This window comes from Streptomyces sp. 8N114 (assembly GCF_052245835.1).
Classification (GTDB): domain Bacteria; phylum Actinomycetota; class Actinomycetes; order Streptomycetales; family Streptomycetaceae; genus Streptomyces.
Window position 1 is genome coordinate 14,194 of sequence record NZ_JBQQBT010000028.1, and the last position, 24,687, is coordinate 38,880.

Annotated in this window: 21 protein-coding genes and 2 tRNA genes; 18 read left to right on the forward strand and 5 right to left on the reverse strand. The window is 70.4% G+C overall.

The window, feature by feature from the left end; genetic code table 11:
* The first annotated feature begins 181 nt into the window (after positions 1–181).
* From gyrB to ACTWQF_RS32460, 12 genes are all read left to right on the forward strand, one after another.
* Positions 182–2,245, forward strand: coding sequence for a DNA topoisomerase (ATP-hydrolyzing) subunit B (gene gyrB / locus ACTWQF_RS32405; RefSeq protein ID WP_443283312.1), 2,064 nt, complete (start codon positions 182–184; stop codon positions 2,243–2,245).
* A gap of 67 nt (positions 2,246–2,312) precedes the next feature.
* A complete protein-coding gene (gene gyrA, locus ACTWQF_RS32410) occupies positions 2,313–4,925 on the forward strand; it encodes a DNA gyrase subunit A (protein WP_443283313.1) in 2,613 nt (870 codons plus the stop codon).
* An 18-nt stretch (positions 4,926–4,943) separates the two neighbouring features.
* Positions 4,944–5,552 (forward strand): DUF3566 domain-containing protein, encoded by a 609-nt coding sequence (locus tag ACTWQF_RS32415; RefSeq protein ID WP_443283314.1) that lies wholly within the window; start codon positions 4,944–4,946, stop codon positions 5,550–5,552.
* 90 nt (positions 5,553–5,642) lie between these two features.
* Positions 5,643–5,716, forward strand: a tRNA-Ile gene (locus ACTWQF_RS32420).
* A gap of 289 nt (positions 5,717–6,005) precedes the next feature.
* Positions 6,006–7,088: a calcium-binding protein gene (locus ACTWQF_RS32425; RefSeq protein ID WP_443283315.1), complete on the forward strand. Its 1,083-nt coding sequence runs from the start codon at positions 6,006–6,008 to the stop codon at positions 7,086–7,088.
* 241 nt (positions 7,089–7,329) lie between these two features.
* The gene (locus ACTWQF_RS32430; RefSeq protein ID WP_443283316.1) at positions 7,330–8,226 is read left to right on the forward strand and encodes a DUF5707 domain-containing protein; all 897 of its coding nucleotides are present in this window, start codon (positions 7,330–7,332) and stop codon (positions 8,224–8,226) included.
* Positions 8,227–8,323: 97 nt separating this feature from the next.
* A complete protein-coding gene (locus ACTWQF_RS32435) occupies positions 8,324–8,806 on the forward strand; it encodes a hypothetical protein (RefSeq protein ID WP_443283317.1) in 483 nt (160 codons plus the stop codon).
* A 36-nt stretch (positions 8,807–8,842) separates the two neighbouring features.
* Entirely contained in the window at positions 8,843–9,217 is a 375-nt protein-coding gene (locus tag ACTWQF_RS32440; protein ID WP_443283318.1) for a hypothetical protein, read from the forward strand.
* 238 nt (positions 9,218–9,455) lie between these two features.
* Entirely contained in the window at positions 9,456–10,781 is a 1,326-nt protein-coding gene (locus ACTWQF_RS32445) for a YihY/virulence factor BrkB family protein (RefSeq protein WP_443283319.1), read from the forward strand.
* 128 nt (positions 10,782–10,909) lie between these two features.
* On the forward strand, positions 10,910–11,044 hold the full coding sequence (locus ACTWQF_RS32450; RefSeq protein WP_019356762.1) for a DLW-39 family protein: 135 nt from the start codon (positions 10,910–10,912) through the stop codon (positions 11,042–11,044).
* 202 nt (positions 11,045–11,246) lie between these two features.
* A complete protein-coding gene (locus tag ACTWQF_RS32455; RefSeq protein ID WP_443283320.1) occupies positions 11,247–13,289 on the forward strand; it encodes a VWA domain-containing protein in 2,043 nt (680 codons plus the stop codon).
* Positions 13,283–14,680 (forward strand): hypothetical protein, encoded by a 1,398-nt coding sequence (locus ACTWQF_RS32460; RefSeq protein ID WP_443283321.1) that lies wholly within the window; start codon positions 13,283–13,285, stop codon positions 14,678–14,680. The genes ACTWQF_RS32455 and ACTWQF_RS32460 overlap by 7 nt, the downstream gene beginning before the upstream one ends.
* 30 nt (positions 14,681–14,710) lie before the next feature.
* Here the strand turns inward: ACTWQF_RS32460 and ACTWQF_RS32465 are convergent, their stop codons facing one another.
* Together ACTWQF_RS32465 and ACTWQF_RS32470 are read right to left on the reverse strand one after the other, a co-directional pair.
* The gene (locus ACTWQF_RS32465) at positions 14,711–16,009 is read right to left on the reverse strand and encodes a serine/threonine-protein kinase (RefSeq protein WP_443283322.1); all 1,299 of its coding nucleotides are present in this window, start codon (positions 16,007–16,009) and stop codon (positions 14,711–14,713) included.
* A gap of 68 nt (positions 16,010–16,077) precedes the next feature.
* Positions 16,078–16,629, reverse strand: a complete 552-nt coding sequence (locus tag ACTWQF_RS32470; protein ID WP_443283323.1) for a helix-turn-helix domain-containing protein — start codon at positions 16,627–16,629, stop codon at positions 16,078–16,080.
* A gap of 130 nt (positions 16,630–16,759) precedes the next feature.
* Between ACTWQF_RS32470 and ACTWQF_RS32475 the strand changes: the two genes are divergently transcribed.
* Positions 16,760–16,832 (forward strand) — tRNA-Ala (locus tag ACTWQF_RS32475).
* A gap of 162 nt (positions 16,833–16,994) precedes the next feature.
* On the opposite strand, the gene ACTWQF_RS32480 is transcribed toward ACTWQF_RS32475, so the two are convergent.
* Positions 16,995–19,049: an ATP-binding protein gene (locus tag ACTWQF_RS32480; RefSeq protein ID WP_443283324.1), complete on the reverse strand. Its 2,055-nt coding sequence runs from the start codon at positions 19,047–19,049 to the stop codon at positions 16,995–16,997.
* A gap of 228 nt (positions 19,050–19,277) precedes the next feature.
* Here ACTWQF_RS32480 and ACTWQF_RS32485 point away from each other — a divergent pair, with 228 nt between their 5' ends.
* Positions 19,278–19,799, forward strand: a complete 522-nt coding sequence (locus tag ACTWQF_RS32485; RefSeq protein WP_443283325.1) for an STAS domain-containing protein — start codon at positions 19,278–19,280, stop codon at positions 19,797–19,799.
* A 106-nt stretch (positions 19,800–19,905) separates the two neighbouring features.
* Here the strand turns inward: ACTWQF_RS32485 and ACTWQF_RS32490 are convergent, their stop codons facing one another.
* On the reverse strand, positions 19,906–20,643 hold the full coding sequence (locus ACTWQF_RS32490; protein ID WP_443283326.1) for a DUF5324 family protein: 738 nt from the start codon (positions 20,641–20,643) through the stop codon (positions 19,906–19,908).
* Positions 20,644–20,857: 214 nt separating this feature from the next.
* On the opposite strand from ACTWQF_RS32490, the gene ACTWQF_RS32495 reads away from it, so the two are divergent.
* Positions 20,858–21,385, forward strand: a complete 528-nt coding sequence (locus tag ACTWQF_RS32495) for a peptidylprolyl isomerase (RefSeq protein ID WP_443283327.1) — start codon at positions 20,858–20,860, stop codon at positions 21,383–21,385.
* Positions 21,386–21,494: 109 nt separating this feature from the next.
* The gene (locus ACTWQF_RS32500) at positions 21,495–22,394 is read left to right on the forward strand and encodes a rhomboid family intramembrane serine protease (protein WP_443283328.1); all 900 of its coding nucleotides are present in this window, start codon (positions 21,495–21,497) and stop codon (positions 22,392–22,394) included.
* Between the two features lie 311 nt (positions 22,395–22,705).
* On the opposite strand, the gene crgA is transcribed toward ACTWQF_RS32500, so the two are convergent.
* Complete coding sequence (gene crgA, locus ACTWQF_RS32505) at positions 22,706–22,969, reverse strand: cell division protein CrgA (protein ID WP_443283329.1); 264 nt, start codon at positions 22,967–22,969, stop codon at positions 22,706–22,708.
* Between the two features lie 102 nt (positions 22,970–23,071).
* Here crgA and ACTWQF_RS32510 point away from each other — a divergent pair, with 102 nt between their 5' ends.
* Entirely contained in the window at positions 23,072–23,809 is a 738-nt protein-coding gene (locus tag ACTWQF_RS32510) for a DUF881 domain-containing protein (RefSeq protein ID WP_443283330.1), read from the forward strand.
* 20 nt (positions 23,810–23,829) lie between these two features.
* Entirely contained in the window at positions 23,830–24,600 is a 771-nt protein-coding gene (locus tag ACTWQF_RS32515) for a class E sortase (RefSeq protein WP_443283331.1), read from the forward strand.
* Positions 24,601–24,687 lie beyond the last annotated feature (87 nt).

Below are 24,687 nucleotides of genomic sequence, written 5' to 3' on the forward strand. Positions count from 1 at the left end.
CTCTTGGCCCCCCGGTCCAGATATGGGGAGTCGAACGACGCCAGTTCAGGGCGCCACATGTGGACTCAGGCACCGGCAAACCCCCACTCCTGTCGCAGCCACCGGTACACTGGGGGACTACCGCACCGTTGCGGGACATGTCGAACGACGCAGCCGCTCCGCCTTGCCCTGGAGACGGCCTGTGCTGTGCCAGAAAGGGCGCTTCGTGGCCGATTCCGGCGATCTCAACGAGAACGACAAGACGACTCCGCCGCAGACCGCGGAGGCAACCCCCACTTCCGTCCCCGTAGACGGTGCCGAGGTGCCGTCGTACGACGCGAGCGCGATCACTGTCCTGGAGGGGCTGGACGCGGTTCGCAAACGGCCCGGCATGTACATCGGGTCGACCGGTGAGCGTGGTCTTCATCACCTTGTGTACGAGGTGGTCGACAACTCCGTGGACGAGGCGCTGGCCGGGCACGCGGACACCATCGAGGTGGTGCTGCTCGCCGACGGCGGTGTACGTGTGACCGACAACGGGCGCGGTATCCCCGTGGACATCGTCCCCTCGGAGAACAAGCCGGCCGTCGAGGTCGTGCTCACCGTGCTGCACGCGGGCGGCAAGTTCGGCGGTGGCGGCTACGCCGTCTCCGGGGGTCTGCACGGCGTGGGTGTCTCCGTCGTCAACGCGCTGTCGCAGAAGGTGGCCGTCGAGGTCAAGCGGGACGGCTACCGCTGGACGCAGGACTACAAGCTGGGTGCGCCGACGGCGCCGCTGTCCCGTAACGAGGCCACGGACGAGACCGGCACCGTGGTCACCTTCTGGGCCGACAGCGACATCTTCGAGACGACGGACTACTCCTTCGAGACGCTCTCCCGGCGCTTCCAGGAGATGGCGTTCCTCAACAAGGGCCTGACCATCTCGCTGACGGACGAGCGCGAGGGGCACGTCGACGAGGAGGGCCGGCCCAACACCGTCCGGTACCACTACGAGGGCGGTATTGCGGACTTCGTCCGCTACCTCAACTCCCGCAAGGGCGAGCTGGTCCATGACACCGTCATCTCCTTCGAGGTCGAGGACACCGAGCGGATGCTCTCGGTCGAGCTCGCGATGCAGTGGAACAGCCAGTACAGCGAGGGGGTCTACTCCTTCGCCAACACCATCCACACCCACGAGGGCGGTACCCACGAGGAGGGCTTCCGGGCCGCGCTGACCGGGCTGATCAACCGGTATGCGCGGGACCGCAAGCTGCTGCGCGAGAAGGACGACAACCTCACGGGTGAGGACATCCGCGAGGGTCTGACCGCGATCATCTCCGTCAAGCTGGGTGAGCCGCAGTTCGAGGGCCAGACGAAGACGAAGCTGGGCAACACCGAGGCGAAGACCTTCGTCCAGAAGATCGTCCATGAGCATCTGACCGACTGGCTCGACCGGAACCCGAACGAGGCCGCGGACATCATCCGCAAGGGCATCCAGGCGGCCACGGCCCGGGTCGCCGCGCGCAAGGCGCGGGACCTGACGCGCCGCAAGGGTCTGCTGGAGACGGCTTCGCTGCCGGGCAAGCTCTCGGACTGCCAGTCCAACGACCCGGTCAAGTGCGAGATCTTCATCGTGGAGGGCGACTCGGCGGGCGGCTCGGCCAAGTCCGGCCGTGACCCCGAGTACCAGGCCATCCTGCCGATCCGCGGCAAGATCTTGAACGTGGAGAAGGCGCGGATCGACAAGGTCCTGCAGAACGCCGAGGTGCAGGCGCTGATCTCGGCGTTCGGCACAGGTGTGCATGAGGACTTCGACATCGAGAAGCTCCGCTACCACAAGATCATCTTGATGGCGGACGCCGACGTCGACGGTCAGCACATCAACACCCTGCTGCTCACCCTGCTGTTCCGCTTCATGCGGCCGCTGGTGGAGGCCGGACACGTCTTCCTGTCGCAGCCGCCGCTGTACAAGATCAAGTGGAGCCGGGACGAGTACCAGTACGCGTACTCCGACCCCGAGCGCGACAACCTCATCCAGCTCGGCCGCGAGCAGGGCAAGCGGATCAGGGACGACTCGGTGCAGCGCTTCAAGGGTCTGGGTGAGATGAACGCGGACGAGCTGCGCGTCACCACCATGGACATCGAGCACCGCGTTCTGCGCCAGGTGACGCTGGACGACGCGGCCGCCGCCGACGACCTGTTCTCCATCCTGATGGGTGAGGACGTCGAGGCCCGCCGCTCGTTCATCCAGCGGAACGCCAAGGACGTCCGCTTCCTCGATATCTGACGTCGGCCCCTGGTTGCCGTACCAGGACCCGAAGCGCCGCACACAGAGAAGGACTTGATCTTTAACCATGGCCGACGAGACCCCCATCACACCCGAGCCCACGCCCGAGAACGCCCCCGCGCCCGACAGCGCGCTGGTGGACACCGAGGCGGGTGCGCGCGTCGAGCCCGTCAGCCTCGAGACGGAGATGCAGCGCTCCTACCTCGACTACGCGATGAGCGTGATCGTGAGCCGCGCGCTGCCCGACATCCGCGACGGCCTCAAGCCGGTGCACCGCCGGGTGCTGTACGCGATGTACGACGGCGGGTACCGCCCCGAGAAGGGCTTCTACAAGTGCGCCCGCGTCGTCGGCGACGTCATGGGCACTTACCACCCGCACGGTGACACCTCGATCTACGACGCGCTGGTGCGGCTGGCGCAGACGTGGTCGATGCGGATGCCATTGGTCGACTCCAACGGCAACTTCGGCTCGCCGGGCAACGACCCGGCCGCGGCCATGCGGTACACCGAGTGCAAGATGGCGCCGCTGGCCATGGAGATGCTCCGGGACATCGACGAGGAGACCGTCGACTTCCAGGACAACTACGACGGCCGCAACCAGGAGCCGACGGTTCTTCCGGCGCGCTTCCCCAACCTGCTGGTCAACGGCTCGGCCGGGATCGCCGTCGGCATGGCGACCAACATTCCCCCGCACAACCTGCGCGAGGTCGCCGCCGGCGCCCAGTGGTATCTCGACCACCCCGAGGCCTCCAGCGAGGAATTGCTGGACGCCCTCATGGAGCGCATCAAGGGCCCCGACTTCCCCAGCGGCGCGCTGGTGGTGGGCCGTAAGGGCATCGAGGAGGCGTACCGCACCGGGCGCGGCTCGATCACCATGCGGGCCGTGGTGGAGGTCGAGGAGATCCAGGGCCGCCAGTGCCTGGTCGTCACCGAGCTGCCCTACCAGGTCAACCCGGACAACCTCGCGCTGAAGATCGCCGACCTGGTCAAGGACGGCCGGATCGGCGGCATCGCGGACGTCCGCGACGAGACCTCCTCGCGGACCGGCCAGCGGCTCGTCATCGTTCTGAAGCGGGACGCGGTTGCCAAGGTCGTCCTCAACAACCTCTACAAGCACACCGATCTGCAGACCAACTTCGGCGCCAACATGCTGGCCCTGGTCGAGGGCGTGCCGCGCACCCTGTCGCTGGACGCCTTCATCCGGCACTGGGTCGCGCACCAGATCGACGTGATCGTGCGGCGTACCCGCTTCCGGCTGCGCAAGGCCGAGGAGCGCGCCCACATCCTGCGCGGTCTGCTCAAGGCACTGGATGCGATCGACGAGGTCATCGCGCTGATCCGGCGCAGCCAGACCGTCGAGGAGGCCCGCGAGGGCCTGATGGGGCTGCTGACGATCGACGAGATCCAGGCCAACGCGATCCTGGAGATGCAGCTGCGCAGGCTGGCCGCGCTGGAGCGGCAGAAGATCACCGCCGAGCACGACGAGCTCCAGGCGAAGATCAACGAGTACAACGCGATCCTCGCCTCGCCCGAGCGGCAGCGGCAGATCATCGGCGAGGAGATGCGGGCGATCGTCGACAAGTTCGGCGACGACCGGCGTACCAAGCTGATCCCCTTCGAGGGCGACATGTCCATCGAGGACCTGATCGCCGAGGAGGACATCGTCGTCACGATCACCCGTGGCGGCTACGTCAAGCGCACCAAGACCGACGACTACCGCGCCCAGAAGCGCGGCGGCAAGGGCGTGCGCGGGACGAAGCTGAAGGAAGACGACATCGTCGACCACTTCTTCGTCTCCACCACCCACCACTGGCTGCTGTTCTTCACCAACAAGGGCCGCGTCTACCGGGCCAAGGCGTACGAGCTGCCGGACGCCGGGCGGGACGCACGGGGTCAGCACGTGGCGAACCTGCTGGCCTTCCAGCCGGACGAGCAGATCGCCGAGATCCTCGCCATCCGGGACTACGAGGCGGCGCCCTATCTGGTGCTGGCCACCAAATCGGGTCTGGTCAAGAAGACCCCGCTCAAGGACTACGACTCGCCCCGCTCCGGCGGCGTCATCGCGATCAACCTCCGCGAGATGGAGGACGGCCGCGACGACGAGCTGATCGGTGCCGAGCTGGTCTCCCCCGATGACGACCTGCTGCTGGTCAGCAGGAAGGCGCAGTCGATCCGCTTCACCGCGACCGACGAGGCGTTGCGCCCGATGGGCCGGGCCACCTCCGGCGTCAAGGGGATGAGTTTCCGTGAAGACGACGAACTCCTCTCGATGAATGTCGTGCGGGCGGGTACGTTCGTGTTCACGGCAACCGACGGCGGGTACGCGAAGCGGACCAATGTGGACGAGTACCGGGTCCAGGGCCGCGGCGGTCTCGGCATCAAGGCGGCCAAGATCGTGGAAGACCGGGGAACACTGGTCGGTGCGCTGGTGGTCGAGGAGACCGACGAGATCCTCGCCATCACGCTCGGCGGCGGTGTGATCCGTACGCGGGTCAACGAAGTGAGGGAGACCGGCCGTGACACCATGGGCGTCCAACTGATCAACCTGGGCAAGAAGGACGCGGTTGTCGGCGTGGCACGTAACGCCGAAGCCGGTCGGGAGGCCGAGGAAGTGGAGGCCGCGGCGGGTACCCCCCACGAGGGGGAGCAGCAGGACGCGCCCGACCCGGACGACGACTAGGACAACTAGGAGCAGGGCGTGAGTGGTGCTCAGCCGCAGCCGAAGGCGCAGCCGCAGCCGCAGGCGAAGCCCCCGTCCCCGGCCCAGCCGCAGCCGCAGCCGCAGAAGGGCGAGCAGCAGCCGCACCGGCCGCCGCAGGCGTATCCGTCGCCGGACGGCGGCCGGCCGGGCCCGTCGGGTCGGCCGCCGTCGGGGTCGGACACTGCCGGGTCGGACACCGTACGCAAGCCCCGCACCGGGGCGCGTACGGTGCCGCGGACGCGCAAGGCGCGGCTGCGGGTGGCGAAGGCCGATCCGTGGTCGGTGATGAAGGTCAGCTTCCTGCTGGCGGTGGCGCTGGGGGTGTGCACCGTCGTGGCGGTCGCCGTGCTGTGGATGGTGATGGACGCGATGGGCGTCTTCTCCACCCTGGGCGGCACCGTCAGCGAGGCCACCAGCGCCGAGGGCAGTGGCGGCTTCGACCTGGAGACCTTCCTCTCGCTGCCCCGCGTCCTGCTCTTCACCTCGCTCATCGCGGTGATCAACGTCGTCCTGGCCACCGCACTGGCCACCCTCGGCGCCTTCATCTACAACCTCTCGGCCGGCTTCGTCGGCGGCGTGGAGCTGACCCTGGCGGAGGACGAGTAGGCCCACCCGGAACCCGCGGAGGCTGCCTCCGGACCCCGCGGAACCGATTTGGGACGACGGCTGAAGTGCGCTAACCTTTCCGTGCAGCGCGCGGCTATAGCTCAGACGGTTAGAGCGCTTCCCTGATAAGGAAGAGGCCCCAGGTTCAAGTCCTGGTAGCCGCACAGTGGCGCAACGCCAGATCGGAAGGCCCGGTCCCTCATGAGGGGCCGGGCCTTCCGCATGTCCGGGCCCGTGGCGGTGCGCGGAGCGCCGTTGTTCCGGGCCCCCGGCGGGACGGGTGATGTTCGCGGGCTTCGGCTGCGTCGTTCCGCATATCGGACGATAACCCTCCGTATAGTCACAAATATTCAATGGTTACCGCCTCCTGAGCCGGCCGGGCGACGTCAGCAGAGGCTTGCTGTCCTGCTCCAGGTCGGCGTGGCCGGCGGCGTCCAGCAACCGGAGGTCTTCATGTCCGTGGATCGCGTTTCCCCATCGCCGTCGGCGCACAGATTCTGCCGCCCGGCAGACCGGCGGGTCCGGCGGGTTCTCCCCGTCGGCCTCGCCGCGACAGCACTGCTCACCCTCTGGCTCCCCGCGGCCACTGCTGCCGAGCAGGGTCAGGAGGCCACCTGCTTCGGCCGCCCGGCGACCATCACCGGTGCCGGCACCGTCAACGGAACCGGGGGCGCCGACGTCATCGTCGGCTCTCCCGGCGCCGACACCATCGACGGCAACGGCGGCAACGACCTGATCTGCGGTCTCGCGGGAGGCGACAACGTCAGCGGGGGTCGCGGGAACGACGCGATCAGCTCCGGCGCCGACAACGACACCGTGTCCGGAGATGTCTTCGCGAAGAGCGGCGACGCCTCCGGCGGAGGAGAGGACCTGCTGCTCCTCGGGGAAGGCGCCGACCGCGCGAGCGGCGACAGCATCGCCTTCCACGGCAACGCCTCGGGAGGGGGCGACGACCTGATCTTCGGCGGGCCCGGTGACGACGGAGCGGCGGGTGACAGCACGTCCCTCACGGGCAGTGCCTCGGGCGCCGGCGACGACCTCGTCGAGGGAGGCATGGGCGTCGACGGCCTGAGGGGCGACGGCATCGCGGCCGTACGCGCCACCGGCAGGGACGGCGACGATGTCCTGGACCTGGGGGCCGACGGCGGGGCCTTCGCCGTCGGGGACCACAACACCGTCCCGCCGGAAGGTACGGCGGTCGGTGGGGGCGACGACGAGCTCATCGGCGGATCGGCGGGCGAGACTCTCATCGGCGACAGTGCCGCGAAAAACGTCAGCGCCGCGGGCGAGGACCGGATCCGGGGCCGCGACGGCAACGACAAGCTCTTCGGCGACAACGTGGATGCCGGCGGCACCATGACCGTCGGCACCGTGGGCGGTGGGGACCGGCTTCTGGGCGGTACCGGGGACGACACCCTGCGGGCGGGCCCGGACGCAGACCGCCTCGACGGAGGCCCGCAGGCCGATGACTGCGACGGTGAAGGAGGCGACCGTGATGTGGCGGTGCGGTGCGAGGTGAGCAGCAACATCCCGTAGTCCGCGTGGTGTTCCCCCGCGTCCCCGCGGTGCCTGGTGCGCCTTGCGGTCCGGGTGCTTGTAGGTGCAAAGGGCAGGTTGTCGGTAAAGAGGTCTCTTTTCCTGCGTCTTCCCCCAACGAGTGCAACCTTCCTGACCTTTCATGGATCTGCTTCGTCGAGTCAACAGACTCCTTCGAAACTTGGGCCCTTCCACGAGCAGCCAGCTCGCGGGGCCCCTTCTCCACTTGGGGAACATGCGTATGCGTGCCACTGCCGCCGCCGTGAGCGGTGCCCTGGCCCTGACCGCTCTCGCGGTTCCGACCGCGTTGGCCGCCCCCGCTCCGGCGAGCGATGCCGCGGCGGACGTCCGTGCCACCCACGACGCCGAGCTGCGCAAGGCCACCTCGGCGCAGCGTGCCGCCGCCCCGCTCGGGCTGCGGGCCGCCGCTGAGGACGACGGGTACGGCGACACGCAGATCTCCGGCGTCGTCGTCAACGGCGGCCAGGACGTGGTGCTGGGCACCACCAGGACCAGGACGGTGACGGTCACCTTCACCGTGACCGACGACTCCGGCGCCGCGTGGGCCGACGCGATCCTGTGGCACGGCTCGGCGTTCGACGAGCTCGACGCCGGTGTCCTGGCGAACGAGGACGAGGCCGACTGCACGGCCACGTCGGCCACCACCGCCGACTGCAAGCAGACGTTCACGATCGACCCGCAGGTGGACCTGTCCAACCAGGCGGCGGGCACCTGGAAGGTCGAGGCCATCGCCCAGGGCAACGACGGGGACTGGCTGCAGCAGGACAACACCGGGTCGTTCGCGATGAAGCGCTACTCGAAGCTCACCGTCAACGCCTCCCCGGAGCCGGTGAAGAAGGGCAAGACCCTCACCATCACCGGCTCCCTCACCCGCGCCAACTGGGACACGTCCAAGTACGCGGGCTACACCAAGCAGGCGGTGAAGCTGGAGTCCCGGCCGGCGAGCGGTGGGAGCTACGTCACGGGCAAGACGTACACCACCGGCAGCGGTTCGTCCGCCGGGGTCGTCAGGACCACGCGCACCGCGGACAAGGACACCTGCTGGCGCTACTCCTTCGCGGGCACCTCGACCACTCCTGCGGTCACCTCGACCGGCGACTGCGTCGACGTCCGCTGACCCCGGCGCACGGCAGGTCCATGAGCTGACCCCGTTGCGCTGAGACGGCCGCCCTGGGGCACCGGATGAGGTGTCCCCAGGGATCAGCGTTGCGAGCATGCCGGCGCCTGCTGCGACGGCGGTGATGTGCAGCACCACGGCGACGGCGAGGTTTTCCGGCAGTACGACGCCGGTCGGCTGGGCCAGCGCCACGAACAGCGTGAACGGCAGTTTCCAGCCGCTCCAGGCGAACAGCGAGCCCGACCCGAGCCAGCACACCGCGAGCGGGAGCCGCCGGGGCAGCCGGGCCGGCCGCCCCCGTACGAGCGTCCAGCAGGCGGCCGAAGCGGCCAGCGCCCAGCACGCGCCGACGCCGGTCAGCAGGGAGCCGTCGGTGTTCCGCTCGGCGGGACGGGCGATCCCCAGGGTGCCGCCGGCCGACCAGTACAGCCAGATCAGCCCCACCACGGCCGCGAGGGCGGGCGCCCAGAGCGGGACGGCGCGGGGGCGGGCCCCGTTCCCGGCCCCGTTCCCCTCCTCCTCCCCGTCCTCGTCGCCGAGCCGTCCCGCGAACGCGTCCGGCCAGCGCCGTCGCAGGTAGGCGGGGAGCGCGACGGCGAGCCCGAGCCCCATCCCGATGAAGCTGAACTGGACCAGCGCGGCCTCCCAGCCCGGCATGGTGGGGTCGCCGCCCCCGCCGTCCGCGGAGTCGCCGTCGGCGGGGTCGAGCACCGCGCTGAGCACGCTGTACGGCAGGACCGACACCAGGAACCCGGAGCCCGCCCAGGCGCAGAAGACCACCAGCCATGCCGGTATCCGCATCCCCCACGGCCGTACCAGGGCGAGGCCCAGTGTGATTCCGATGCCCGCCATACCGATGGTCACCGTGTTGAGGAGCACCCACCCGGCCAGGCCGAAGCCCTCTCCCCCCGGCAGCAGTCCCAGCAACGAGCCGACCACCCAGGACACCTTGATCAGCAAATACGGTGCGAGCGCCAGGGCCGCTCCATAGGCCGACCCCCGTCCGGCCCGGTCCCAGCGCTCCACCTGGATCCCCTTTCCTTGTCGGCGTTCCCAGCCTCGGACGCCGCTTGTGCCGGGACATCCACCGCTGGGCCCATCCGCCTCCACCGCCCGGCGGAGCGGGGGTCACGCCTTGTGGTGACGTTTGCACCGACTCCGGCCCTGGTACCGGTAGCCCGACCCGACGCCGGCGCCGGCCGGCGCCCCTCGGTGAGCGGAGTGCTGCGATGACCGGTCCCGATCCCGGATCCCGGCCCGAGAACAAGCCTGAGCACGAGCAGTCCGGGCCCGAGCAGCCGCCCGGCCGCAAACAGCCGCCCGGGCCCGAACAGCCTCCGGGGCACGGACGACGCGGGCCCGGAGAGCGGGCTGTGCCCGAGCGGGGGCCCGTGGCCGAGCCCGGCCTCGGCAAGCCCCAGCCGGAGAACGAGCGTCGGCCCCGGCCTGAGCGTCCGCCCGAGAACGAGCGGCCCCGGCGGTCCGAGCGCCGACCCGAGAACGAGCGCCGGCCGCGGCCCGAGCGCGGCCGGTCCGAGAAGGAGCCCGAGCAGCAGGAACGCGAGCCTGCTGCGTACGAGCCCGAGCGGGAGAAGACGTCCGGGCGACGGCCCGAGGGGCCACCGCACGCGCGCAAAGGAACTCTCGGCCAGACGCTCAAGCGCACCCTGACCGAGTTCAAGGAGGACAATCTCTCCGACTCGGCCGCCGCCCTCACCTACTACTCGGTGCTGTCGATCTTCCCCGCGCTGATCGCGCTGATCTCGCTCGTCAGCCTGGTGATGAGCCCGAAAAAGATCATCAGCACCCTGAACGACCTGGTCAGTTCGATCGGCCCGGCGTCCGCGGTGGAGACCTTCAAGAAGCCGATCGAGTCCATGGCGGCCAGCTCCGGCACTTCCACGGTGCTGTTGATCGTCGGCGCCCTGGGCGCGCTGTGGACGGCCTCGGGGTACGTGGGGGCCTTCATGCGCGCCTCCAACGTGATCTACGAAGTGGAGGAGGGGCGCCCCTTCTTCAAGCTGCGTCCGGTGCAACTGCTGGTGACGCTGATCGCGGTGCTGCTCCAGGCCGCTGTGTTGGTCGCGTTGGTGATCAGCGGGCCGCTGGCGAAGAAGCTCGGGAACGCGCTGGGCGCCGGGGACGCGGCGGTGACGGCGTGGAACTTCGCCAAGTGGCCGGTGATGGTGCTGGTCGTCGTACTGATCATCGCCGTGCTGTACTACGCCTCGCCCAACGCGCGGCTGCGCGGCTTCGGCTCGGTGCTGCCCGGTGCCGTACTGGCGCTGGTGGTCTGGCTGGTCGCCTCGGTGGGTTTCGCGTTCTACGTGGCGAACTTCGGCTCGTACAACAAGACGTACGGGACGCTGGGCGGGGTCGTGGTCTTCCTGGTGTGGCTGTGGCTCACCAACCTGGCCATCGAGTTGGGCGCCGAGTTCAACGCCGAGCGGGAGCGCGGACGGCAACTGAGCGCAGGGGTGCTCGGCGCCGAGCGCGAGATCCAGCTGGACGAGCGCTCGAAGACCAAGCGGAAGAAGCGCTCCCGGACCGCCTGACGGACGCCTCACCAGCCATCTGACGGCGCGTGAGGGCGCGGCCGGGCCGACCCGGCTGTACGGGGAGGCTGTTGGGTATCATCGGCCGCCAGAGAGGTCCCAATGTCTATGAAGGACGAGGTAGCGCGGTGAAGAAGCTTTTCCTGGTCGCACTGGCCGCCATCGGCGGTCTCCTCGTGTACCGCCAGATCCAGGCGGACCGCGCCGAGCAGGATCTGTGGACGGAGGCGACCGACTCCGTGCCCGCAGGTTCGGGCGTGTAGCCCCAGCGAACAGTGAACGAGAGGCCCCGGCCGCCCCAGGCGGCCGGGGCCTCTGTCATGCGGCCCCTGGAACAGGCGGCGTAAGAGGCTGCCTCCTGTTGCCGTACCGTGACACCCTTCCCCTTGTTACTTGCTGTAGCAAACAAATACCGTGCGGGAGCAAAGTTGCCGAGACCCGAACGGTCCGAGGGGGACGAAGGACATGCGATCAGTGCGAAGCCGCCTGACGAAGGGGGTGACAGGAGGGGCGCTGCTCGCCCTCCTGGCCGGACCGCTGACGGCGGCCACGACCGGCACCGCCACGGCGGCCACGACCGGAACGGCGACGACCGGCGCGGCGGCATCGGCCCCGGCCGGCCGCGGTACCGAAGCGCCCGGCCGCGGTACCGAAGCGCTCGGCGCCAACTCGATGGAGATCCTGCTGGACTCCTCGGGCTCCATGGCCGAGAAGGACGACTCGGGACGGCCCCGGATGCAGTCCGCACGCAAGGCGGTCGGCACGCTCGTCGACAGCCTGCCCGACGGCTACCCGACCGGGCTGCGCGTCTACGGCGCCGACAAGGCCGACAGCTGCACCGACACCCGGCTCGCCGAACCGGTCCGGGCGCTGGAGCGGGAAAGCATCAAGAAGGCCGTCGCCAAGGTGCGGCCCAAGGGCGAGACCCCCATCGGCTACTCCCTCAAGAAGGCCGCCGCCGACCTGCCCCGCGAGTCGGAGAACGGCTTCGGCCGCCGCACCATCGTGCTGGTCTCCGACGGCGACGACACCTGCGGGACGCCCAAGCCCTGCGAGGTCGCAAAGCAGCTGTCCCGGGACGGTCTGGATCTGCGTATCGACGCCATCGGCTTCCAGGTGAAGGGCAAGGCCCGCAAGCAGCTGGAGTGCATCGCCGAAGCCGGGCACGGCAAGTACTACGACGCGCCGAAGGCCGACGACCTGGCCCGTGAACTGGAGCGCGCGGGCCGGCAGTCGGCCGCGGGCTACCGCCTCAAGGGCAAGCGCGTCACCGGTACGCGGTCCTCCGCCGACGCCCCCACGCTGCGCGCCCCCGGCCAGTACCTGGACACCATCGGGCCCGGCGAGACCCGTTGGTACAGCACCGAGCTGGACAGCCGGTCCGCCGCGAAGGCCGTGGACTTCGCCGCCACGGGCGTGCCGCAGCCCGGGGCGCGGGTCGGCAGGATGGACGGGCTGAAGCTCACCATGCGCAGCTCCGACGGCAGCATGTGCGGGGACAAGAGGACCTGGTTCCAGCAGGACGAGGGCGGCACCCCGATCACCACCGCCGTCAGCCGGATTCCCAGCGAGGACGGCAGCCGCGGCTGCGACAAGCCGGGCCGGTACACCTTCGAGCTGACCCGCGACACCGAAAAGGACTCCGACCAGGCACGCTGGCCCGTGGAGCTGCGGCTCGGCGCCGAGCGGGGGCTGCCCGAGGGGGCGGTCCCGGCCCGCGCGGAGACCAAGTACCGGAAAGCGGGCAAGGACGCCACGCTGCCGACCGGAACGCCCAAGGACATCGAGGGCGGCACCGGCTTCAACGACGCGAGGAAGCTCAAGAAGGGCGTGTGGCGGGACACCCTGCTGCCGGCCGAGACCCGCTGGTACCGGGTTCCCGTCGGCTGGAACCAACAGCTCCGCTACGACGTGGAGTTCGCCAACGAGCCCAAGCGCCCGGAGATCAGCCCTTCCACCTCGTATGTATGGACGGATACGTACGCGCCTGGGCGGTTGCCGGTCTCGGACGGCCTGGAGTTCAGCCCCCGTCAGCCCTACCGGGGTGACCCGGTGAAGGTGTCGCAGGGTACGGTGCCCGTCGCCTGGAAGAACCGCGCGGAGTCGCAGAGCTCCGTGCAGCCTGTGCGGCGCGGCGGCAACTACTACATTGCCGTCACGCTGGGCGCCGGCGCCGCCGAGATCGCCGACAATGCCGCGGTCCGCGTCGTGCTGCGCGTCGACGTCAAGGGCAAGGCGAAGCAGGGGCCCGAGCACGACGCCCCGTTCGTCGACGCCAAGGGCGTGGGGGCACCTCCCGGCCGGAGGCTGGGGGAGCTGGGCGACGGCGCGTCCGCCGGGTCCGGTGGCGGCGACGGGAAGGACGCCGCGGACTTCGCGCTGCACCCGGCCGTGCTGGCCGGTGGCGGTGCCGCAGCTGTGCTGCTGGTGGCAGGAGGGGTCTGGCTCGCGCTGCGGCGGCGTGCCAGGGTCCGGAGCATGAACGGGATGAGGGGTGGGACGTGGTGACTCGCCACAACTGGAGCCGCGGGCGCGGCCGGGCCGGGCGCGCGGGCGCATGGACAGCCGCGCTGTGTGTGACCGCCGCGGCGCTGGGCATGTCCGCGCCGGGTGCCTGGGCAGCGGGCAAGCCGCGCCTCTACGAGATGTCCGAGGACGCCAAGAAGGTCACCGGCACCACCAGCAGCGCCGACGCGCCCAAGGTGGCACCCGGACTGTTCTCCGACCGGATCAAGCCGGGCGAGGAGAAGTACTACGCCCTCGACCTGGATGCCAAGTCCGATGTCCACGTCACCGCGACCGGCGTCCCGGAGCCCGGCACCAGGGTCACCTACGAGGACGGCCTGACGGTGACGCTCCAGACCACCGACGGCAGCGACTGCAACGAGGGGGAGGCCGACGGCGACGGCGACACCGCCTTCCCGCTGTCCGCCCACGCCGCCCGGCTGGTGGGCGACACCGCCCACGAGACGTGCCGCGCGAAGGGCCCGTACCTCGTGCACGTCGTCCGCGAGGAGGGCGACAACTCCGATCCGAGCTCATGGCCGGTGGAGCTGTCGGTCATGAAGGAGCCCGGCCTCAAGGGCAGCATCCCCGCGCCCCCGCCGGGCGGCGAGGACGAGACCGACGACAACAACACCCGCCCGGCGCCGCCCTCGGGGACGCCGAAGTCCCGCAAGGGCGGCACCGGTTTCAACGACGCCCGCGCGGTCGGCGACGGGGTCTGGAAGGACCGCCTCCGCCCGGGCGAGACCCGCTACTTCCGGGTGCCCGTCGACTGGGGCCAGCGGCTGTACGCGCGCATGGAGGTGCCCAACGCGGCACGGGAGGACGAGACGGGCAGCATGTTCCTGCCCAACGGCTTCCGGATGAACATCTACAACCCGGCGCGGTCCCCCCTCTACGACGAGGATTTCCAGAGCTACGACGGAGACGGCGCCAAGTTCGACCGGTACAGCAACCCGGTCCGCTACGAGAACCGCTTCCTCAACGGCGACACCGTCTCCGGGACCCGCTTCGCGGGCTGGTACTACGTGGCCGTGACCGCCGCCCCGGACATGGTCAAGCCGTTCCCCAAGGGCACCCCGGTCACGCTGCGGATCGGTGTGGAGGGCCGTACGAAGAAGGGCCCGGAGTACGCCGGGGACGCCAAGGCCGCCGGGTTCGGGGTCGACGGCCAGGACCGTGAGATGGCCGACAAGGGACTGACCGAAGCCGACGTCGACCGCAATTCGTCCCTGCGTATGTTCGGGTGGGTCGGCGTCGGTGCGGGCGCCGCGTTGCTCTTCGTTCTCGCCGTGTGGTTGCTGGTCGCTCGCCGCCGTGCGGCTCCCCAGCAGCCAGGGGGCTGGCCCTCCCAGCCCCCTCAGCCCCCTTACGGCGGCTATCCCCCGCGCTGACCGGCCTCGGTACCCGCGGCGGGGGGCGGGTCAGGCCGCGGACGTGAGGGCCCACACGCCCGCGGCCAGGCAGAGGAGGGCGACGATCAGTACGGGCACCGCGACCTTCAACGGCGGGCCGGGCTTCCGCACAGGCGCCCCCGGCGGCACAGCGGGCGCCGGGGCCGAGGACACAGGCGAGGGCGGCGGCACCGGCCCCGGCACCGGCCCCGGCACGGGAGCCGCAGCGGGCGGCTGGTACGCGGTGTACGGACGGGTACCGTCACCCGCGTCGGGCGCGTACGGATGCAGCTGCGTCTCGGCGACGGGCTCCGGCGGTTGCAGCGGAAAGCTCCCGGTGGGCGAAGGCTGTGGCGGCGCAGACACGCCGACGGCAACACCACCACCGGCGGCACCATCGGCGGCGACAGCCGCAGTGCCCGGCGTACCCGCGTCGGGTGCGGCGGCGGGCAGCGGCCCGTCCGGGCCGAAGCCTTCGGGCAGCGGGCCGAGATGGTCGAAGACCTCGACCGCTTCCTGCTCCAGCGTGGCGTCCTGGTCCAACAGTTCCGCCGCGCTCGCCAGCGCCTTGCGGGCGCCTGTCGCGGTGCGGAACCGCGCGGCGGGGTCGGGCTGCAGCAGCTGCCCCAGCACCTGCCACAGCGGCTCGGGAACGCCCTCGGGGGCCGCGGGCATCCCGTTCTCGTACTGCTCGAAAAGTGCCTGTGAGTCCGGCTTCCGGCCGGTGAGCAGATAGAGCCCGACCAGCCCGACCGCGTACAGGTCGGAGGGGAAGTCCGCCTCGGCCTCCAGCATCTGCTCGGGCGCGAAGTAGCCGGGCGTACCGACGACGTAGTTGGTCTCGGTCAGCCGGGGCTCGCCCTTGCGCATGGAGATGCCGAAGTCGGACAGCCGCAGATGTGGCCGTCCGGTGCCGGTGGGCTCGAGCAGGATGTTGGCCGGTTTGATGTCCCGGTGGATCACATCCTCGGCGTGTACGGCGGCCAGGCCGGAGAGCAGCTGGTCGAGCAGGGTGCACACGAACGTGGGGGGCAACGGCCCGTAGTCGCCGACGAGATGGGCCAGCGAACCGCCGCGCACCAGGTCCATGGTGAACAGGACCTTGTCGTCGTCGGCCGCCCAGCTCGCGGGTGCCAGCACGTGCGGGTGGTCGATGCGCAGGGCTTGTTCGCGGACGAAGCGCAGCAGGGTGTGGGCGTCGGACTGCTGGAGCACCTTGGCGGCCACGTACCGTCTGCGCCGGTGGTCCCAGGCCCGCCAGACCATGCCGACGCCGCCGCGTCCGATCGGATCGATCAGCTCGTATCTGCCGGCGAAGATCTCTCCCATGGTGCTGCGCCTGCCCCCTGCTTCCGGTTTGTGCGTTCTGTGCCGATCAGTCGGGGATCGACCGCTGATCAGCTCTGGTGCGCTTCGTAGTGCTTGACGGCGTCCGAAGTGCGGCCCGCGCCGTAGACCCTGAGGAACTCTGCCAGCTCCGGGTGGGAGGGGGCGAGCGCGTTGGACGCCTCGATGATGTCCGCAGCGTCCGAGACCGAGCGCAGCAGGGCCTGGATCTCCCGTACGACGCGCTTGACGGGGGTCTGGGAGGCGCCGGAGGAGGTGGTCTGCGTGGTGTTGTTGAGCACATTTCCGCCCGCGGTGCGCCGGATCTCGTCCATCCGGTTGGTCGCGTCGGCCGCGCTGACATCGCCGCGCGCCACCTCGGCGGCCAGCTCCTGGAGGGCCTGGACCCGCTGGACGACGGCCGGGTTGCCGATCTTTGCCCGCTGCCCGCTCATGAGCTGCGAAAGCATAGGCGCGGACAGTCCGAGCACTGTTGCGAGGCGCGCCTGGTTGAGCCCCAGGTCCTCGATCAGGCGGCGGAAGAGAGTCCCCAACGGCTCGCCGTACCACTGACTCTGGAGCTCGCGCGCTTTCGCTGTCGGGTCCTGTGCTGCTGCGTCCATGGCGTCTCCCCTGGGCTGCCCTGTTTCACTTCGCTCGCGCGAACTTGCCGTGCATCCTACGGACGGTGACAGGGGCGGGGCGATACCCGGTCGGAATTCGCCCACGGGAGCCGGTACGCTGGTGCCCGACGGGGCCATAGCTCAGTTGGTAGAGCGCTGTCTTTGCATGGCAGATGTCAGGGGTTCGACTCCCCTTGGCTCCACGAGACCGAGGCCGACGTGTGTTCGCGCAGAGCGCGAACCGCGTCGGTCTCGTTGTTTTTGCTCGGCTTCGCCTCGCTTTGCGGGGGCTTCGCCACCCGCACCCCCTTCGGGTTGCTGGCCCCTCAGAGATCGGTCGGGCGCTCGCAGGTCGGGCGGGGCCCTCACAGGTGTGGTTCCGGGTCGGGGCGGGTCGCCCAGGTCACCACGTGGTCGCGGTCGGCATGCAGTGCGCTGCGGAAGAGCGCCTCGTACGCGGCGTCGCCCAGCTGGGCCCGGGCCGTGGCCTGGCCCTCGTCGCGCAGCGGGGCCACCTCGGGGGTGCCGCGCTGCGGGTACCCCACCATCCCCCAGTGCTGCACCGCTGCGCCGTACGCGAGGGCGGCACGCTCCGGCTCGCCCTGCTGGGCCCAGGCGGTGGCCAGCAGCTCCAGGCCGAGAGCGATACCGAAGCGGTCGCCGATCCGCCGCTTGGCGTCGAGCATGTCCCGCGCATGCGCACCGGCCGCGCCCGCGCGGCTCTCGAACAGCGCGATCAGTGCCAGTTGGTAGTCGGTGTACGAGCGGGTCCAGTGCTCCCCGAGCCGTACGCACTCCTGGCGCAGCGCCTCGGCCTCGCGGCGGGCCTCCTTCAGCCGCCTCGCGCCGGTCAGTGCGAAGGCCCGCACCAGGCGGCACAGGACGTCGCCGAACGCGGGCGGCCGGCGGTCTTCGGCGTCCGCGTCCCGCAGCGCCGCTTCGGCCGTCGCCAGGGCCGCCAGCGGGCGGCCGGTCAGCAGCGCGGCGAGAGCCTCCAGATAGGCGGCCTGGCGCAGCCCGTCCTCGTCGCCGGAATCGGTTGCCGCCTGCCGGCTCAGCTCGGCGAAGGTGCGGCCCGCCTCATGGTCCCCCTGCAGCAGCCTGGCCAGCCCCAGTGACCACAGCCCTCGCGCCCGTGCCGCGCTCGGCCCCTGGGCGCAGGCCAGCGCCAACTCCAGATAGTGGTGGGTTTCGTAGAGGTGGCCGCAGCACACCCAGAAGAACGCCACGTTTCCGGCCAGCTCCAAGGCTGCCGCGGGGTGGACGCCCAGCAGGAACCGCAGCGCCTCCCGCACGTCGTGATAGAGCTCCTCCAGCCGCTCGTACCACGCCTGCTGGCAGGCCCCCAGCCATTCGGCACGGGCCTGCCGGGACAGTTCCACCACCGCGGTGGCGTGCCGGGCGGCGACGTGCTCGGTCTCGCCCAGCTCCCGCAGCCACATCCGGCCGTACTCGCGGATGGTCTCCAGCATCCGGTAGCGGCCGGCCTCCGCCATGACGACCGACTTGTGCACCAGCCCGGCCAGGCTGGCGCGCAGCTCTTCGGGGGTCAACGGGCCGCCCGAGCACACCCGTTCGGCCAGGTCGGCGTCGAAGCTGCCGGGGAAGACGGTCAGCCGGGCCCACAGCAGCCGTTCGGTGGGGCGGCACAGCTCGTGGCTCCAGCCCACCGCTGTCCGTACCGCGCTGTGTCGTGCGGGCCGCCGGGGACTTTCGGCGGGATGCGCGGGGCCGTCGGGCAGGTCCAGGCCGGAGCGGACCCGGCCCGCCGTCTCGGCCAGCGTGCGGTGCCGAAGCTGTGCCGCGGCCAGCTCCAGGGCGAGCGGCACCCCTTCCAGACGGGCGCACAGCCGCGCTGCCAGCCGCTGGTCACAGACCTCGCGCAGCGGTCTGCCGGCGGCCTCGGCGCGCTGTCCGAAGAGGGTCACCGCCTCGGTGGCGGGCGCGAGCGGCGGTACGGGCAGCACGCCCTCGCACGGCATGTCCAGCGGCTCCCGGCTGGTGGCCAGCACCGTCAGGTTCGGGCACGCGGTCAGCAGCTCGCCGACCAGGTGGCGGCAGTGCGGCACGAGGTGCTCGCAGGAGTCGAGCACGAGAAGCACCGCACGGTCGGCCACCCAGCCGCACAGCGCGTCCAGCGGTATCCGGGGCGTGTGGTCCGACAGACCGAGGGCGTCGGCCACCGTGGCGGCGAGCAGTTCGTCGCTCCGCAGCGGCCACAGGTCGGCCCAGTAGATGCTCCGGGACTCCTCGGGCGGGGCGGCGCTCAGGGCGTGCAGCGCGAGCCGGGACTTCCCCACTCCGGCTCCGCCGACAAGGGTCACCAGTCGGTGCTCCCTGAGCGCTCCGGTCAGCCGCGCCAGTTCGGCCGCCCTTCCGACGAACGAACTCGTTTCCTCAAGGATGTTCTGCTGCTGCACAGGTTCAGTTTTCACGGCCGGTCGGCCCGTAGTCCGCCACTTCGGGGTTTCTCCGGATGCAGAGAACTCGTGAGAGTGAGGCCTCAACTCGCAAGCAGAATTGGGTTTTTCCACTCGTTCGAGTGACGATGCAGGGGTGGCGCAACGCCACCCCCAAGGCCCCTGCCTATGCTTACGGGCCGATTTCCCCGGACTCCTACGGTCACAAGGTCATACGTGAGGGCACCGATGGCACCGCACCCGGACGAGAGCGGCCGCAGGCTGTCCTCCACCGAACGAGAGGAGCCCTGGGCCGCGGGCGAGGAGCGCTGGGCCGCGGACGCCGCCGAGGAGGAAGAGGGCCCGGCCGGCACGGTGCTCACCCGCACGGAGCACGGCCGTACCGTGGTCGAGCTGCACGGGGAGATCGACCTCGCGGTGGTGCTCGAGACCACGCCCCAGCTGTACGCGCTGACCACCGCCGCCGCCCCACGGCTCGTCGCCGATCTGCGGCCCGTCACCTTCATCGACTGCAGCGGCCTGGCCCTCCTGGTGGACATCCGCTCCCGGGTGCTGGCGAGCGGCGGCACCTTCACCCTGGTGTGCGCCGATTCACGGGTGCTGCGTCTGTTGCAGATCACGGGGCTGTCGGATGTGCTGGCCCCGGTGCCGTCCCTGGAGGACCCGGGGAGCGCACGGGGCCCGATGAGTCCGCGGGACCCGAGGGACGCGGAGGACGGTGAGGTCACAGCCAGGGGGCGGGAGAGCTGAATCTCCCGCCCCCCTGACGTCACCGGCGCACATCACCGGCCCTCATTTCCGGGGCCGACGGCACGGGCGGCACCGGTGGCACCGGCGGCACCGGCGGCACCGGCGGCTACTTCTTCTTGTGGCCGTCCTCGGACTCCGCGTCCTCCTGCTTGGCCTTGACCTCCGGATCGAGCTCGGTGCCCCCGCTCTCGGCGGGTGAGCCGTTCACACTTGAGAGCGACGCCCGATCGCCGACCTCCGTCGCGGCCGGCGGCTCGACCAGCCAGTCCGGGTTCGCCTGCCGGTCCCACCAGCGCCAGGCGGCATAGGCGCCGCCCGCAACCAGTCCGACCAGGCCCGCACGCAGGAGGAACCGGCCGGTGCTGGAGCGCCTGCGGCGGCGGCGCGAGAGCTTCTCGATCTCCTCGACCGTCACCTGACCGCGCAGCGCGGCCACGGCGGCGGCCCCGCGCTGCACCGCTTCTTCCCGGGCGGGTCCGGCGGCGGCGCGGGCCTCCGTCACCGCGCTCTCGATGCGTGGACCCGCGTAGGCCGCCGCCTTGCGGGCGGCCTTACGGGTGCGCCTGGCAGCGCGGCCCGCGGCCACCTCGACCTCGGGCGGGAGGGCGTCACGAGCGTGGGCGACCCGGGGGCCGACGTAATGTTCGTATCCTTCACGGGCGGAGTGGCGGGCCTGCTCGGCGGCCTTGGAGACCTTCGGCCCGAGCCGCGCACTCGCCTCCTGCGCGTAGCGCGCCGCGGTGTCCCTGGCCTGGCCCGCATGGGGCTTCACCACCTCCGCGGCGTGGCGCACGCTCTCCTTGGCTGTGCCGGTCGCAGCGCGCACGCTTTTCCTGGCGGTCACGGTTCCTCCTCCTGGGTGGCTCATGACTCGGGTGCAGTCTCTCCGGCAGCCTCTGCGGCTACGGAGGACAGGAAGTCGTTTTTCCACCTGTTTCGAAGATCATGCCTGCCTGTGCTCTGCCCGGCATCTCCCGGTCGGGCATCCGGGTCAGCCGCTTGCTCCAGCGTCCGTGGGAGGATCGGGGGAGTCAATGCAGACAGATGGAAGGTAGATCGTGGCCGAGCAACTCCACGCCACCCTGAAGACCAACCACGGCGACATCCGCGTTCAGCTCTTCCCGAACCACGCGCCGAAGACAGTCAAGAACTTCGTCGAGCTCGCCGAGGGCTCCCGCGAATGGACGAACCCGGAGACGGGGCAGAAGACCACGGCAAAGCTGTATGACGGCACCGTCTTCCACCGGGTGATCAGCGGATTCATGATCCAGGGCGGGGACCCGCTGGGCAACGGCACCGGCGGCCCGGGATACGAGTTCGGCGACGAGATCCACCCCGATCTCGCCTTCACCAAGCCGTACCTCCTGGCCATGGCCAACGCGGGCCCCGGCACCAACGGCTCGCAGTTCTTCATCACCGTCGGTGCCACCAGCTGGCTGACGGGCAAGCACACCATCTTCGGCGAGGTCACCGACAAGGCCGGCCAGGAGGTGGTCGACAAGATCAGCAACACTCAGACCAACCCCCGCACCGACCGTCCGCTCCAGGACGTCGTGCTCGAGTCCGTCGTCATCGAGCGGCAGTAGCCGTCACCGGAGTCGTCATCGAGCGGCAGCAAGCGAACGGCGGGGAACCGCACGCCCCACCCGTCCGTATTCAGGGCGGGTGGGGCTGGTGCGTACGGACACTGGAGGGGTGAGCGTGGAGCAGGACGGACAACCCGGGGGCGGGGCCGAAGGGCGGGCGCCGCAGCACTGCTACCGGCACCCCGACCGGGAGACGGGAATCTCGTGCACGCGCTGCGAGCGGCCGATCTGCCCCGAGTGCATGGTGCCGGCCTCCGTCGGATTCCAGTGCCCCGAGTGCGTCCGGTCCGGCTCGGGGACCGGACACCGGCCGGGCGCCAATCGGCCCAGGACGGTAGCGGGCGGCCACGTCACGGAGGACTCGCGGCTGGTCACCAAGGTGCTGCTGGGCATCAACGTCGCCGTTTTCATCGCGGTGCTCGCGGTCGGCGACCGGCTGCTGGACGAGCTGCTGCTGTTCGGCAAGGCGGTGACCGAGCCGTACGGTCCGCTGGAGGGCGTGGCCGAGGGGCAGTGGTACCGACTGCTGACCTCGATGTTCCTGCACCAGGAGATCTGGCACATCGCGATGAACATGCTCGGGCTGTGGTTCCTGGGCCCGCCGCTGGAGGCGGCGTTGGGCCGGGTGCGCTTCCTGGGGCTGTATCTGCTCTCCGGGCTCGGCGGCGGCGCGGTCACCTATCTGCTGGTGGCGCCGCAGCAGGCGTCGCTGGGCGCCTCCGGCGCGATCTTCGGGCTGTTCGGCGCGACGGCCGTGCTGATGCGGCGGCTGCGCTACGACATGCGGCCGATCCTGATCCTGCTGGCGATCAACCTGGTCTTCACCTTCACCTGGAAGAACATCGCCTGGGAGGCGCACGTCGGCGGCCTGGTCACGGGCATACTGCTGGCCTACGCGATGGTCCACGCGCCCCGCGAGCGGCGGGCGCTGGTGCAGTACGGCGCCTGCGCGCTGGTGCTGGGGCTGGTCGTGATGCTGCTGGTGATCCGGACGCTCCAGCTCGGCTGAAGCACCGCTGAGCAGGCGCTGAGCCCGGGGCCTGCGGCTGCCGCGGACCCGGTGGACAACCGGGCGCCGGACCCCTCGTACGGTGCTCGAAAGGGGACCCGGCCCCGGGTTGTCCACAGCGGGTACGGAATCTTGTGCATGGCGTGGCCCGTCCGGGGCTGCCTTCGCTCAGGTGTGCGTTTCCCTTGCGAATGCTTGGCCGACCAGGGCTCTCCGCACCGCCCGAGCGATCACATCGGCGTCAACGCCCGGAAAGTTATCCACAGATCTTGTGAGTTTTCCAAGGCTGTGGATCAGCCTGTGGATAACTCTTATTTCCACTGGGTGGAGACGACGAAGCCGGTGGCGATGAAGCCGAACCCGACCACGATGTTCCAGTTGCCCAGCGACTCGACGGGAAGCGAGTTGTTGGTGACATAGAACACCACGATCCAGGCGAGGCCGATCCCGAACATCGCCAGCATCAGGGGCGCCACCCAGCGGCGGCCACCACCACTGCTCAGATCAATCTTGGTGGCCTGCTTCTCCGGCGGGGGCGTGAAGTCCGCTTTCTTCCGGGTACGTGACTTCGGCACGAGAGACTCTCCTGTCGATGCTCTGCTGACCGCCGTACGGCCCACGGGGACGGTGGTCCGTTAGCGTAGTGCTTTCCCAGGGCGGAGGGAGACAAGGGTACGGTGACCAGATCGTTGATCCGGCCTGCACGGCTGGCCGCGATAGGCGTCTTCGCCCTCGCGGGACTCATCTTCTGGGTCAGCTTCAACACGGCGCAAGGGACGAACATCCGCAGCGACAGTTCCATGCTGCGGCTCTCCGACCTCATCCAGGAGCGCAGCAGACAGAACACCGAGCTCGACAACCAGGCCGCAGGACTCCGCCGCCAGGTCGACGGACTCGCCCGGCGCGACGACGGCAGCACCCGGGACGAGGACCGCAAACTCGGCGCGCTGGAGGAGCAGGCCGGCCTCAAGAAGCTCTCCGGCCAGGGGCTGACCGTCACCCTCGACGACGCCCCCACCAACGCCACCGCCAAGGTCCCCGGGCTCCCCGACCCCGAACCCAACGATCTGGTCATCCACCAGCAGGACCTCCAGGCCGTCGTGAACGCGCTGTGGCAGGGCGGGGCCAAGGGCATCAAGGTCATGGACCAGCGGCTGATCTCCACCAGCGCCGTGCGCTGCGTCGGCAACACCCTCATCCTGCAGGGCCGGGTCTACTCCCCGCCCTACAAGGTCAGCGCCGTCGGCGACCGGGAGAAACTGCAGGCGGCCCTCGACAAGGCCCCGGCGATCCGCAACTACCTCGAATACGTGGATGCCTACGGACTCGGCTGGAAAGTCGACGAGCACAAGGCACTGACTCTTCCCGGCTACTCCGGCACAGTGGATCTCCGGCAGGCCAAGCCCCTGGAGTGACCGTGCGGGAGTGAGACGGCGTGGCGTTACGAGCGGTCGTACGAAGCCTCAGCGAGCTGTGCATCACCGTCGGCATCCTGATCGTGCTCTTCGTCGTCCACCTCCTCTACTGGACGGGACTGCGCGCCGACAGCGCCTCCGACGACGAGATCGCCCGGCTCCAGAAGGAGTGGTCGTCCCGCCCCGTCGGCGGCGGCTCCGGCGAGGGGGAGACCGGCGGCGCGGATCCGTCCCCGGGGGGCGGCCGGGACGGCGGACAGCCGCAGAACGGCACCGGCACCCACGGCCAGGCTCGCCCCGCCTACCGGGATGGCAGGTCCTTCGCCGTCATGTACATCCCCCGCTTCGGCCGCGACTGGTCCCGGCCCGTCCTGGAGGACACCCGCGCGACGACGCTGCGCAAGGGCCTCGGCCACTACACCCGCACCGCGGGCCTCGGACAGCGGGGCAACTTCGCGGTGGCCGGCCACCGCCGTACCTATGGCGACCCCTTCAAGGACTTCCCGAGGCTGCGCCCCGGCGACCATGTGTACGTCACCGACGGCGACACCTGGTACACCTACACGCTCACCCGGCGCCCCTACCGCACCCTGCCCGGCGACACCGGAGTGCTCGATTCCGTTCCCGCGCCGGTCAACAAGGCCGCCACCCCCTTCGACCGGCCCGGCCGCTACCTCACCCTCACGACCTGTGATCCGGAGTGGGGCAGCAGCCACCGGCTGATCGCCTGGGCCCGCCTGGACGCCACCCGCCCGGCCGGCGAGGGGAGGCCGGACGCGCTCCAGGGCTGACGCCGTACCCTGACGCCGTACTCTTGGGTGAGCCGAACGGCACGCGTGCCCGGTGTGGCGCGGGAGGAGAGAGGACGGCATCGCGGG

Coding starts and splice junctions, on each gene's coding strand:
- gyrA (WP_443283313.1), top strand. CDS start 2,313: ATGGCCGACGAGACCCCCATCACACCCGAGCCCACGCCCGAGAACGCC.
- ACTWQF_RS32425 (WP_443283315.1), top strand. CDS start 6,006: ATGTCCGTGGATCGCGTTTCCCCATCGCCGTCGGCGCACAGATTCTGC.
- ACTWQF_RS32430 (WP_443283316.1), top strand. CDS start 7,330: ATGCGTGCCACTGCCGCCGCCGTGAGCGGTGCCCTGGCCCTGACCGCT.
- ACTWQF_RS32435 (WP_443283317.1), top strand. CDS start 8,324: ATGCCGGCGCCTGCTGCGACGGCGGTGATGTGCAGCACCACGGCGACG.
- ACTWQF_RS32440 (WP_443283318.1), top strand. CDS start 8,843: ATGAAGCTGAACTGGACCAGCGCGGCCTCCCAGCCCGGCATGGTGGGG.
- ACTWQF_RS32445 (WP_443283319.1), top strand. CDS start 9,456: ATGACCGGTCCCGATCCCGGATCCCGGCCCGAGAACAAGCCTGAGCAC.
- ACTWQF_RS32455 (WP_443283320.1), top strand. CDS start 11,247: ATGCGATCAGTGCGAAGCCGCCTGACGAAGGGGGTGACAGGAGGGGCG.
- ACTWQF_RS32465 (WP_443283322.1), bottom strand. CDS start 16,009: ATGGGAGAGATCTTCGCCGGCAGATACGAGCTGATCGATCCGATCGGA.
- ACTWQF_RS32470 (WP_443283323.1), bottom strand. CDS start 16,629: ATGGACGCAGCAGCACAGGACCCGACAGCGAAAGCGCGCGAGCTCCAG.
- ACTWQF_RS32485 (WP_443283325.1), top strand. CDS start 19,278: ATGGCACCGCACCCGGACGAGAGCGGCCGCAGGCTGTCCTCCACCGAA.